Origin of the sequence: Methylobacter tundripaludum SV96, assembly GCF_000190755.2 — a bacterium.
Lineage (GTDB): Bacteria > Pseudomonadota > Gammaproteobacteria > Methylococcales > Methylomonadaceae > Methylobacter_A > Methylobacter_A tundripaludum.
This window is the reverse complement of the sequence record NZ_JH109153.1, coordinates 1,403,175-1,414,778: the sequence shown is the minus strand read 5'-3', so window position 1 is coordinate 1,414,778 and position 11,604 is coordinate 1,403,175. Positions and strand designations below refer to the sequence as shown.

Sequence of the window (11,604 nt, the reverse complement as noted above, 5' to 3'; positions counted from 1 at the left end):
GCTTACGGGGAGTTTTCTATGCATAAACTGAGTAGTGACCTATGAAACAGGAAAACGAGAAGAATAGTTTGGAATCCGGGCTTAATAACGATATTGACGAGCAAGCGGTGGCTTGGTTTATACGGCTACGGGCCGACAATGTCTCTGGCGAGGAAAAGGCGTCATTTCTTCTATGGCTGAATCAGGACGACTTGCACCGCGAAACTTTTAATGAAATCAGTAAGCTGTGGGGCGATGCCGGTTTGCTGCAAGCGCTTGGCGAAGCCGCCCAAAAACACCGCATCGCACCGCAAAAGAAAACAGCATCCATTTATTTCAAATTACCGCTGGCGATAGCGGCTTGTCTGGCCTTAACTTTTCTACTTAGAAACGAACTTGCTATCTTGATGCAAAGCGACTATTCGACCCGAGTGGGCGAACGCAAAACCGTCTATTTCGATGACGGTTCCACCGCGATGCTCAATACCGATAGTTCCATCGCAGTCAGCATGGAGGGTCCGCAACGCGGGGTCGAGCTGCTCAAAGGCGAGGTCTATTTCGAAGTCAAACCCGATCCCAACCGGCCGTTTATTGTCCAGGCCGATCATTCGACGACCCGCGTACTCGGAACCCGGTTTTTCGTGCATGAAAAGAGCGGTAGCGATGAAGTCAAAGTCGTGTCCGGCCGGGTTGAAGTGAGCGACCGGGGCGCGTTGAAACAGCCGCAGATTTTACATGATCGCGAAGCCGTATCGATTAGTGCCGCCGGGCTTGGCGAAACCCGGATATTGGATTCTGCGCTGGCCACCTCCTGGGTGAACGGTTTTCTGGTGTTTGAGAATGCCCCTCTGGAAAGCGTCATTAATCAGATCCGCCGCTATCGAACCGGTGTGGTGGTTTATAAGGACAATACCTTGCGAGAACTCAAAATCAATGGTCGTATCAATTTGCGTGAGTCGGACGACATGCTGAAAGTCTTGGGGAAAAATCTGTCGGTAAAAATGACTTATTTGACCGATTGGCTGGTGATTGTCGGGTAATGTTGTTTTTAAGTTGACCGCCGGCCTGATGATTGGGCTTAATAGGCGCTCCAAAACGACTTTTGGCTACTCAACTTATGACTTTACCGGGCAAAAAACCACTCATAATCATCATCGGCCTTGCGTTGATTATTGCCGTTTATTTTTTTACCAAACAGCCGAAATTTGTCGATGTTGAAATAGTCACCCTTGAACAAGGCGAGGTGAAGGCGACGGTATCCAATACCCGCGTCGGTACGGTTAAAGCGTGTAGACGCGCCTACCTTGCGCCGGCAACGGGCGGGCAGGTTGCCGAGTTGCATGTCAAGGAAGGCGACAACGTTAAACAGAATCAGTTGCTGCTGGAGATCTGGAATAAGGATCTGAAAGCGCAGGTCAAATTGCAGGACGCTCAAATAAGGGCTAACCGGGCATCTGCCGAACAAGCCTGTCAGCTTGGCGCGGGCGCCGAACGCGAGGCAGACCGTGCGTTGCGTTTGCAAAAATTCGATCATATTATTTCTGAAGAACAGGTCGATATTAAAGCGACCGGCGCCCGCGCCAAGCGGGCATCCTGCACCGCCGCTCTTGAGGCCATCGCGGTTAGCCAGGCCAACCGCGATGCGGTTCAGGCCGCTGTCGAACGCACTCTGGTTCTCGCGCCTTTCGACGGCACCGTGGCTGAAATCAATGCCGAGTTGGGGGAGTTTATAACGCCATCGCCGCCCGGCATTCCGACCTTGCCTGCCATCGATTTGCTGGATGTCAGTTGTTTGTATGTGTCCGCGCCGATTGATGAAGTGGATGCGCCGCAGATCAAAACCGGCATGAGCGCCTGTGTGTCGCTGGATGCCTTTACCGATAAACGCTGCTCCGGCACGGTAAGCCGTATCGCTCCCTATGTGCTGGAAAAGGAAAAGCAGGCGCGCACCGTCGAAGTTGAAGTTAAGCTAACCGATCCGAAAGACCTTAAAGGCTTGCTGCCTGGCTACAGTGCCGACATTGAAGTCCTGCTGTCCAGCAAACCCCAAGCGCTCCGAGTGCCTGCCGAGGCGGTGTTGGAAAATAACCGGGTCTTGGTGATGCGGGCGGACGGCTTGCTGGAAGAGCGCAGCTTTAAACCTGGGCTGGTCAACTGGAACGCCGTGGAAGTGTTGTCGGGCCTGAATGTCGGCGATAAAGTTGTGTTGTCGGTAGGCAAGGAAGGCGTGGTTGCAGGCGCTTATGCCCGCGTACAAAAATGATACGGCTGGAACATATTCATCGTTATTTTCAGGTAGGCGAGCAGACCGTTCATGCCTTGAATGACATTAACGTCACCATCGAAAAAGGCGAATATGTGTCGGTGATGGGACCGTCGGGTTCCGGAAAATCGACTTTGTTAAACGTCATCGCCCTGCTTGATCAGCCCAGTTCGGGCCGGTATCTGTTAAACGATCAGCCGGTTACCCAGCTTGACGATGATGAGCTCGCCAAGATTCGCCGCGAAAACATCGGTTTTGTGTTCCAGTTTTTTCATTTGATTCCGCGGTTGTCGGCGGCTGAAAACATCGAAATGCCGATGATACTGGCGGGCGTAGCGGTTAAGGAACGCAAGCAACGGGTACAGGAAGCGCTGGCGTCGGTCAGTCTGCAAGACCGGGCCGACCACAGGCCGGATCAGCTTTCCGGCGGACAGCTACAGCGTGTTGCGATTGCCAGGGCCATGATCATGCGCCCGGAGATTTTATTGGCGGACGAACCGACCGGCAATCTCGACAGCAAATCCGGCAAGGAAATTATCGAGTTGCTGGAAGGGCTTAACCGGCAGGGCGTAACGCTGATGATTATTACCCATGACCAGAATTTGGGCGACAGAGCGCGGCGTAAAATCCGTATTGTCGATGGGCAGATAGGATGATGAGAAATCAAAATATAAAAGATCACCACGAAGACACGAAGTTTTACCTCATTCCCACGCGCTGCGTGGGAATGCAGTCAAGGCGCGCTGCGCCGCGAGTCACGCACAATGTCTTGTATATACGGGACGCAGCGCGTCCAACACTGCGTTCCCACGCAACGCGTGGGAACGAGGAGTAATGACGCTGTTCCACAGACACTCGCGTATAACGATAAGAGCTGGAGCTTGGGAACTAGCCAACCCTGTCGCCGCATTGGCAAAGCGGTAAAACATGCGCTACGCCGATCTCCTCTCATTGTCATACCGGACGGTCATCAGTCACAAACTGCGTTCGTCGTTGACCGCATTGGGGTTGATTATCGGCATTGCGGCGGTGGTGATTTTGACCTCGATAGGGCGCGGCATTCATACCTTTGTACTGGCCGAATTCACCCAGTTCGGCACCAATCTGATCAGCGTTCATCCCGGAAAAACCACCACCTTTGGCGTGTCGGGCGCATCGATCAGCACGGTTAGACCGCTGGTCATAGCCGATGTTGTCAGCTTAAGCAAAGTGGAAAACATCATTGCCGCATCCCCCATGGTGCAAGGCAATGCGCGTATTGAAGCGGGAGAAAAACAACGGCGCACCAATGTGCTGGGGGTCGGTGCAGCCGTGCCGGAAATATGGAAAATCAAGGTCGTCAACGGGCGTTTTTTACCTAAAGAAGAAAGCAATCCGCGCGCCTTCGCGGTGCTGGGCAATAAACTGGCGACCGAGCTGTTCGGCACGGCCAGCCCGCTGGGCCGGCGCATCAGGATCGGCAGCGACCGTTTTCGGGTCGTCGGCGTGATGGAAAAGAAAGGCCAGATGATCGGCTTCGATATGGACGACACCATCTACATCCCGGCCGCCAAGGCCCTGGAGCTTTTCGACAGGGAAAGCCTGATGGAAATCCACCTACTCTATAAAAGCAATACGGCAGTTGAGCGCGTAGAAAAAGCCATCAAACGAAGCTTGATTGCCCGGCACGGCAGGGAAGACTTCACCCTCGTCACCCAGAACCAGATGCTCAAAAAGCTGGATTCCATCCTGAATATCCTGACGCTGGCGGTAGCGGCACTAGGCAGCATTTCCTTGCTGGTCGGTTCGGTCGGCATATTAACCATCATGACCATCGCCGTTTCCGAACGGATTTCAGAAATCGGCCTGCTGCGGGCGGTAGGCGCAGAACGCAGAACCATTTTCCAGCTGTTCCTGTGCGAGGCATTGGCGCTAAGCGCCGCAGGCGGACTGTGTGGCGTGTTGCTGGGCATAACCATTGTGCAAATCCTTGATGCCGCGCTGCCCGCCTTGCCGGTGGAGCTGGCTTGGACTTATATCGTTGCGGCCTTTATGGTTTCATTGCTGATCGGCATAGCCGCCGGAGTAGCTCCGGCCATGAAAGCCGCTAGGTTGGAGCCGTTGGAGGCCTTGCGGGCTGAGTGATTGTATCCGCGGCCAACATTTCTTAGTGACAAGCAGAGCCACTGGGCTTGTAAAATCATTGGGCTTATTGTTGAAAAATCATTACTAATTGTGATTGGAAAACAAAGGTAGCCGCCAGTTTGTAATTGTCTGTGTCCATGTTTTCACAAACGGCTTTAATTGTGCTTTCCAAGTCGGCGACTTCGGATAGATCTATGCGTTTTACTTGGGTCATCGTTTTTGCCTCTTAGAGTTTTAAGTTATTCACAATTCACATTTTCTCCTTGAGATTTAAGGATCTGACAAACAGCTTTAATTTTGTCAGGAGTTGCCTGGTCATCAGTAGCAAACTTACCGAACGTTAAATAGCCAGGATCAACAGCTTTTGCCGCGTTGTCATATTTTGCGATTGAGGATGCATCCTTGTTGTTTTTGTAATCATTGTATTTTTTAGACAGGGGCATTTTTTTCTTTTGCAAATCTTCTTTGACTTCAGGAATCGTTTTGACTGCCGCAAGCGCTTTTGCCGTTTCTGTGTCAATGCTACCGTCAGCATCTTTGGCAAACATGACTGATGCGCCGGGTTGTTTTACAGCCTCCGTACCCACGGCAAGCCGTTGGTAGATCCCGGAACTTTCACCCAAATCAAAAATCCCGCCATAGCGCAGTTCCATCAGGACATTGGCTGAATCCGCAGCACCACCGCCAACCGAGCCAGTCGAATTCTTGCCGCCGTTGCGATTAGTCGGAACAAACGCGAGTTCTGCGCGGTTGTAACCGAGCTTGCCCTGCGGCATTTGGGTTGCAGGATTCTGCGATACTTCTACGCCAATCATCGTAGCAGTAGATGCCAGAACCGAATAGCCTTGATCAGCACAGCCGGTGACTGCCATTGTGGCCGAAACAAGGCCTGCGCTTCTCAAGACAGTTGTAAATATTTTTTGTTTATCCATTATTTTATTCTCATGGTTGTTTTAGATGAGCTTTTGGCGAATCAACGATAATCGGCCCACCCGGCCGTTGGCTTATTTCTACGCGAACATCTTCGGCATGATCGGGTATCGCAACGGTGCTGCTTGTTGAATAGCCTAATCCCAGCTTCATGCCCGGCTGGTCGGAAATATGCAGCCCTAAAGCCTGGGATTGGGTCGCTAATATTGCCGTTTCGGTTCCCGGTTTTGGTATTGAGACTACGCCTATTCCCAGTATCACATAGTGCAGCGAGTCTTCGCCGTCCACAGACACCGTCATACAACAGCCGAATGAACTACAGCCGGGTAACGCGATCATTACTGTAACTATTGCTAGCAACGCAATAATCGTTGGGCGTCTGTTTGAGTTACCCCGCTGCATATCCGTGTACATGCACTTATCCAGAAAGAAAACTAGGCGGATTTCAATTTTAAAAAGTCCTGCGATACCCAGCCATCAATTGCACCATCACTTTGCAGGTCGATGGCTGCCCAACCGTCTTTTTCTTTGATGATAAAAACTTCGGTATCTATGGGAAGCACCTGCAAAATGTCGAAGCTCACACCGGCGCCGGAACGCATTCGGAGACCATCACGGGCAGCAACCTGGTAAGAAACGCGAGGATCGTCGGCATAAACGCGTTGCGGCATATCCGTACTGGTTAAAAACGGGTCGTCGCTATCGGTTTTTAGCCATAATTCACCTTCGGCTGCCCGGCGCTTTACCAGCCCCGCTAAAGAGACTTTATTGCCGGTCTTGGGGTCGGTTGCCTTAACCCATTTGGACAACTCACTCGGTACGCAATCGTAATCACCCGTGTTAAGGCGTTTCAGCAAGGTACTCGCCGTTAAATTTCCAATGCCCGCGTTGAACACAAAACTGCTCAAGGCGGCATATTGGTTGTCGTTTAACGTGACATTCATACATTGATCTACCTGCACACCCGATTCCGCTAAATCTTCAGCCAATAAGTGATTCGCTTGTTCTCCACTGATTGTTGCCTCTGGTTTTACGCCATGGGTATGCCCATAGCCGATGGTCCAGACACCGGCCGGACAGCGATAGGCTTCTAAACGCAAGCCCTCGAATTGTTTGACCAGATTTAAACCGTCGTTGTTAATTTGTCTCGACATAATATTCTCTCCATTTTGCTTGAATTAAGACACTGTAAAGCCTTCAGCCCACGCCGGGCGTTGGAGCTTTAACGTTGTCCGGTTGTTGCGGTTTGTTTTCTGTTTTGTTATCGCCGGCTTGCGGCTTGATGGCTGACCTGAAATTCATAAACTTGTTGAGGACATCGAACCAAAAGGGCGCTCCCAAACAAACAGCTATTGTCGTAATAAAAAGACCGATAATTTTTTCCAGCCAAGCCTCTGTGCTGTGAGGATTATTTCTCGGATCGTCCAAGTTGCGCCATCCTATCGGCAAGCCAAGTCGATTCAGTTCGGCTAATCGTGCCATTTGCAAGTTATAACATTGCTGAGGGTCAATGGCTTGAGTCTGGCAAAGAGCCTCTTTAGTAGACGCTGCCGCTTTAATTACGGCTATTTCGGTGCTGAGTTGGGTGATTTGTTGCTGGTTATTTGAGGATTGAGCGCCATCAAGCGCCTGTTGCCTGGTTTTCAATAAATCGACTTTGATAAACTGGTCAGCCGAGCTAACCATCTGGTCGCGTAGATTGTCATTGACCATCAGGCTTTTAGCGATGGTAAGCGTGTCGACATTACCGGCTATAACAATCGCTGCAGCAATAATGAAGGCTATAAGTTGCGCATGTTTTTTGTACCAGCCACTGACTCTTTCTCCCATTGCGGAATACCAGTCTTCAATATTTTTAAGTGCGTTATGGATGTCGCCATCAGCCGTATTAACAAATAGCGTCAGGGATTTTTTGAGATTGGCCGGGAGGTTATTAGAGGCATTGATCTGACTGATAAGTGTCGCCGTATCAAAGGGTTTATCATCCAGAATTTGACTAACAAACGCCAGCGCGAAAGTTTTTGGTGCGATATAAGAGGGTAGGTTAGCGGGTAACAGTAGCTTTTGCGGCGATGTATGACTGGGTTCTGTACCTGCTTGTTGAGGTTGTTGCTCCAGTTTCAAATCACCGTGGTACAAACCATAAATCAGCGGATTTTTGTAAAACTCCTTGAGCAGCGTAAAGCTTGTGTTACTGTAGGTATTACCGCCAAATAACTCATACAAACCCTCACAGAGTTTTTTTCCTCGGGAACGCGTAAACAGATTTTCGACGGCTTCCGTCAGTGCGGAACAGATAAGGCTTAATAGCAAGTAGACAAACACCAATCCTATGGCGACATCTACTATACCGGATGTATTTTGCATGACAATTACTCCACCAGAAATAAAAAAACGTGTATTAACTTGTTTTACCCATGACTCAAATAACGGCAGCGCGGCCAAAAAGAAAAACTGTGAATTTTTTGTTAGCGTCTAAAATCAGCGTCCATTTGGGCTGACGGATCATATCATGCTCGGTAAATAAAATACTATTACTGTAGAAGTCGATTGCTCACATTCTACGACGGTGAATTGGGTCAGTGATGCTGGAGTGTGGGAACGCTATATTATAGGCAATGGCTCCTTGCATTATTCTACCTGCTGTAGCGGTGCAGTCGATCTTGTCTTCGTGGCGATATGTTTTAACTTGATATCTGCTGTGCGGGAAACGCCGGTTTTCGCTGTTGCTCGAACCGGCGTATTTCTGTCTACGAATGATGTACCCAATCAGCCCCTAAAGTCCCTTGCAGCTGTTGCAGGTAAGCCGGATCGTTGATCTCGGCCAGCTTGAGTTCTGTCGCTTCGAGTTTTTGGATTAACTCGGCACGGCCGGCTGACTGTTCCGTTGCCGCCAATTGCTGTTGGATATAAGCCTTGTGCTGCTGCCAAAGTTCGCTCTCGCGTTGCTGTTTGATTTCAAGGCGCTGTTGATACCAGTCGCTTTGCAGCAAATAGTCGCGGGTGAACATCGCGCGAATAGCCGGGTCGCTGATGGTTTGCCCTGCATATTCGCCTTCGGCCATAATGTGCAGCAGTGCTTTTAACGGCGGGCAGGCGTCATCGATGGAACCGTCCTGGAAATACTGTTGCGCGACCCGCTGCTGCGCTTCGTACACGTTGTCGATGCCGTCAACATAGCTGGGCATATCCTGGGTTTCCGGTTTCAACATCGCGTCGTCAAATACCGCGGTCGGGTAATCGAACATCTTGCCGAAATTGGTATGCACAAACCGTTCGGTGATGCGATAGCCCAGTCGGCTTTGGAATACTGTGCGACCTTCGTATTCAAAATCCTCCAGTTTTTCCAGTTGTCCTTTTGCAATCAAATACTGCGGGTCGCGCTGGTCTACCGGCAAGCGTGACCAGATTTCAGGAATCAATAGGCTGATGTCATGATCGATTTGGCGTTTGGAACCTATGAAACCCGCCGCCGTGGAAAAGCCGTCATAGCCGCATAATATGAACGAAACCAAGGCGGTATTCAGGTCGGCGGTGGTGGATAAGGCATTGAACGGGCCTTTGGTCAGCGCGCCTTCGGAACCGGCTCCGGTTGTGGACGGCGATTTTCCGGTCAGGCTGCAAATAAAATCCATGAACAGCTCAGGCAATTCCTGATAATGGATCGGATTATAGATCGCCAGCGGTCGGATGCCTGCCTCAAGGTCGGCAGGGTTGTTGCGTCGTCCGGTCAATACTGCGTTAACCGGGAAATAAACGGTTTGATCGGTATCAAGACCCCGCGCCAAACGGGTGGACAGTTCCGCAATATAGCGCATTTTTGGGTTGGCTATATCGGGGCGAAGTTGCAGATAGCGGACGTTGAGGCTGGGTTTTCCATCAACCAGACGAGGATGCGCCGATGAGACGAAGTACTCGCCGTCTTTGCCCTGGGTGGCCTGGCGGATGACGTTTTGCATCGGTTCGCTGAATTCGTCGAAGTGTATGACGTCTTCGATGAATTCGCGCGCGTCTTGCGGGGTGAGCGGTTGGAAATTGGAGATGAAGTTGTCGGTACGCGAAAAATCCAGCTCGGTTTGCAAATCCGTGCCCCGGTGTATCGCATCGTCAGGACGCTGAAAGAAGCTTTGCTCGCAGTTATCGACCAGTTTGACGCTGGGGTTTTTATAATCCGGATTAAGCCCGGTAAGAAGGCGCGTCGGTACGACGGTGGACGCGGAAATATCGTCTTCCATCTGGACTTTGGCCGAGGCGATAAAATCCTGACGCAGTTTGAAAACGCGCCACGCGCCATTTTCGTCAAAGCCTACGCGCAGGTAACTGGCGATCAGTTTGCGGCCCTGAAATTTCAGTTCGTTACCGGGGTGGCTGTTGACCATGTCGACGGAAAAATATTTTCTCCAGTCGTGGCCCCATTCTTCCTTGTAAAAACGTTTGATCATCAGCGCCACTGCCAATATGTGCTGGGGTATTGTTGCCAGCCATTGGTTGTGGACGTCCGAAAATTCGGTTTCGGACGGCGTCAATAGTTTGATCACCGAGCCCAGGGTGCGTTCATTGCTGAGCAGGCGGCGTTGGTCGAGGCCATGCAGGGCCGGATCGCGAAACCGGGTGGAATAATCGTGTTCGAAGATGGCGGTGACGATGTCCATGTCTTTATCGAAGTTATCGACAAAAACCGGGCCGGAAATGATGGCTCCGGCAATCGATTTGGAAATTTCCGATTTGCCGCCCCCGGATACGGTGCTCGGTTTATGGCAGAAAGTGCCTTCCTGATGGGTGCCGATCAAGCGCCAGCTGGGCGCAGTAGGGTGGCGTTCCATGTGGATTTTAAAGCCGTTGGGATAGACATAGGTGTTGCCGAACAGCAATTTGAGCGTTTGCGTCTGCCGATTATGCGTCCAGCTGACTTGCTGCTGCGGAATGTTGAACTTCGCGGTATTGGGAATATAAAGGATGTCGGGATAGTTTTTGTCGACAGCATAGCCTTCGTCTTTAGGTTCTATGACCGACGCCAGTTGCTGACAGACTTTATCGAAAGAATAATGCTCGCCGATATAGGACGTATGCGGCAAAAATATTTCGCCCAGAATGACTCTCGGGAAGGCCAGCGCGCCGCCCGAATGCTCTTCTTCAGCGCCGCCGTACAGGTTGGCTGAATAGCTGATATGGGACTTGATTTCCTTTTTGCTGTAGCCGAAATAGTTATCGGCGATGATGGTGACAATCACCCCCTGCATGTTGCGGCACACCAGTTTAAAGGGCTGGCCGTTATTGTACAGTTCATCCGCATTTTTCCAGCACATGCCGTCTTTGCGCTGACGTTCGGTGGCATCGTCAAAATGCGGCAGACCCAGATCTTTTTTCCGGCAATGCACCAGGTGCGAGGCAAGAATGATGCAGCCGGTATGGCCGGTCCAGTGGTCGATATCCAGTGCGGCATCGTTCTCGGGCAGGAACGGGTCGCCCGCGTTGCCGAAAATGGATTCGACAAAATCCAGGTTGGCGACCAGTCCGCCGGGTGCAAAAAAGCGGATTTCCATGGTTTTGACCGGCATTGATGCGGAAACTTCCGGGCACACGATGGGTCTTATCAGCGATGATGCCCAGAGTTTGGCGGTGTTGGCTTGAGCGCTGGTAAAGGGCAGGGACAAAAGGTCGTCGGGAGGCGTCAGGGCGGCACGGAGCAGAGCCGCGTATGCCTGAACGGGCACTTCGTTTTTATCGGCCGGAACCGGGAGGCCTCCGGCGGCAATATGGAACACGCCTTTGGTGGTGCGCCGGTCGTTTTTCGGGTTATGCAGTACGCCTTGTTGAATCCGGTAGGAATCAATATAAGCCGAATGAAATTCGTTGTATTGAAAGGGCAGGGACAACTCCCTTGCCAATTCTTTTTGTTCCAGCACAAAGGTTTCGCCCGGTAAGCTGACGGGGCCTTCTATGCCGTTTTCAGTCAAGTAGCTGTTAAGGAAATCCTGAATACGTTGATCGGCCGGACAGCGGTACTTGGCCAGCGCCAGCAGGCGGCGTTGCTGAGTATAGTTTTTTAATAAACCGCCTGCAATTTTCAGGTATTGCGGGTCGTTTTCCACTTCGCAGGTTGGTTGCCCCAGCGCCGCAAGTTGCAGGTTGATGTGTTGTAATTGTTCCATCCGCTTCGGGCTGGATGAGTCGGGCTGGTGTTGATCGGTCAGTGAGTTCATGCGTGTCGGTTCCGGCGGTCTTTAAGATTGTAGTTATTATTCAGTGGCCAAAAATAGAACGTTGATGACGTTAATCATTATGATGACACAAGGCTAAAGGTAAAA

The 11,604-nt window shown here is 51.1% G+C and carries 10 protein-coding genes; 4 read left to right on the top strand and 6 right to left on the bottom strand.

Annotated elements, in window-relative coordinates:
• Positions 1-41 precede the first annotated feature (41 nt).
• The 4 genes from METTU_RS19095 to METTU_RS19080 all read left to right on the top strand — a co-directional run bounded on the left by METTU_RS19095 (position 42) and on the right by METTU_RS19080 (position 4,366).
• Positions 42-1,019 (top strand): FecR family protein, encoded by a 978-nt coding sequence (locus METTU_RS19095; protein ID WP_006893604.1) that lies wholly within the window; start codon positions 42-44, stop codon positions 1,017-1,019.
• Between the two features lie 77 nt (positions 1,020-1,096).
• Positions 1,097-2,242 carry an efflux RND transporter periplasmic adaptor subunit gene (locus tag METTU_RS19090; protein WP_006893603.1) on the top strand — a complete coding sequence of 382 codons (1,146 nt, stop codon included), beginning with the start codon at positions 1,097-1,099 and terminating at the stop codon, positions 2,240-2,242.
• Positions 2,239-2,898 carry an ABC transporter ATP-binding protein gene (locus tag METTU_RS19085; RefSeq protein WP_006893602.1) on the top strand — a complete coding sequence of 220 codons (660 nt, stop codon included), beginning with the start codon at positions 2,239-2,241 and terminating at the stop codon, positions 2,896-2,898. The genes METTU_RS19090 and METTU_RS19085 overlap by 4 nt, the downstream gene beginning before the upstream one ends.
• A 271-nt stretch (positions 2,899-3,169) precedes the next feature.
• Positions 3,170-4,366 (top strand): ABC transporter permease, encoded by a 1,197-nt coding sequence (locus tag METTU_RS19080; RefSeq protein ID WP_006893601.1) that lies wholly within the window; start codon positions 3,170-3,172, stop codon positions 4,364-4,366.
• A gap of 64 nt (positions 4,367-4,430) precedes the next feature.
• Here the strand turns inward: METTU_RS19080 and METTU_RS24140 are convergent, their stop codons facing one another.
• The 6 genes from METTU_RS24140 to METTU_RS19055 all read right to left on the bottom strand — a co-directional run bounded on the left by METTU_RS24140 (position 4,431) and on the right by METTU_RS19055 (position 11,499).
• Positions 4,431-4,580 carry a hypothetical protein gene (locus METTU_RS24140; protein ID WP_006893600.1) on the bottom strand — a complete coding sequence of 50 codons (150 nt, stop codon included), beginning with the start codon at positions 4,578-4,580 and terminating at the stop codon, positions 4,431-4,433.
• Between the two features lie 25 nt (positions 4,581-4,605).
• Positions 4,606-5,298 carry a hypothetical protein gene (locus tag METTU_RS19075; RefSeq protein WP_006893599.1) on the bottom strand — a complete coding sequence of 231 codons (693 nt, stop codon included), beginning with the start codon at positions 5,296-5,298 and terminating at the stop codon, positions 4,606-4,608.
• A gap of 10 nt (positions 5,299-5,308) precedes the next feature.
• Positions 5,309-5,635, bottom strand: coding sequence for a hypothetical protein (locus tag METTU_RS19070; RefSeq protein WP_254258056.1), 327 nt, complete (start codon positions 5,633-5,635; stop codon positions 5,309-5,311).
• Positions 5,636-5,730: 95 nt separating this feature from the next.
• Positions 5,731-6,450 carry a lysozyme gene (locus METTU_RS19065; RefSeq protein WP_006893597.1) on the bottom strand — a complete coding sequence of 240 codons (720 nt, stop codon included), beginning with the start codon at positions 6,448-6,450 and terminating at the stop codon, positions 5,731-5,733.
• 43 nt (positions 6,451-6,493) lie between these two features.
• A complete protein-coding gene (locus METTU_RS19060) occupies positions 6,494-7,663 on the bottom strand; it encodes a hypothetical protein (protein WP_006893596.1) in 1,170 nt (389 codons plus the stop codon).
• 383 nt (positions 7,664-8,046) lie between these two features.
• The gene (locus METTU_RS19055; protein WP_006893595.1) at positions 8,047-11,499 is read right to left on the bottom strand and encodes a PPi-type phosphoenolpyruvate carboxykinase family protein; all 3,453 of its coding nucleotides are present in this window, start codon (positions 11,497-11,499) and stop codon (positions 8,047-8,049) included.
• Positions 11,500-11,604 lie beyond the last annotated feature (105 nt).

Bases quoted from the DNA above. Each gene is read 5' to 3' on its own strand.
- METTU_RS19095 (WP_006893604.1), top strand. From the start codon at position 42: ATGAAACAGGAAAACGAGAAGAATAGTTTGGAATCCGGGCTTAATAAC.
- METTU_RS19060 (WP_006893596.1), bottom strand. From the start codon at position 7,663: ATGCAAAATACATCCGGTATAGTAGATGTCGCCATAGGATTGGTGTTT.
- METTU_RS19075 (WP_006893599.1), bottom strand. From the start codon at position 5,298: ATGGATAAACAAAAAATATTTACAACTGTCTTGAGAAGCGCAGGCCTT.
- METTU_RS24140 (WP_006893600.1), bottom strand. From the start codon at position 4,580: ATGACCCAAGTAAAACGCATAGATCTATCCGAAGTCGCCGACTTGGAA.
- METTU_RS19065 (WP_006893597.1), bottom strand. From the start codon at position 6,450: ATGTCGAGACAAATTAACAACGACGGTTTAAATCTGGTCAAACAATTC.
- METTU_RS19090 (WP_006893603.1), top strand. From the start codon at position 1,097: ATGACTTTACCGGGCAAAAAACCACTCATAATCATCATCGGCCTTGCG.
- METTU_RS19055 (WP_006893595.1), bottom strand. From the start codon at position 11,499: ATGAACTCACTGACCGATCAACACCAGCCCGACTCATCCAGCCCGAAG.
- METTU_RS19080 (WP_006893601.1), top strand. From the start codon at position 3,170: ATGCGCTACGCCGATCTCCTCTCATTGTCATACCGGACGGTCATCAGT.
- METTU_RS19070 (WP_254258056.1), bottom strand. From the start codon at position 5,635: ATGATCGCGTTACCCGGCTGTAGTTCATTCGGCTGTTGTATGACGGTG.
- METTU_RS19085 (WP_006893602.1), top strand. From the start codon at position 2,239: ATGATACGGCTGGAACATATTCATCGTTATTTTCAGGTAGGCGAGCAG.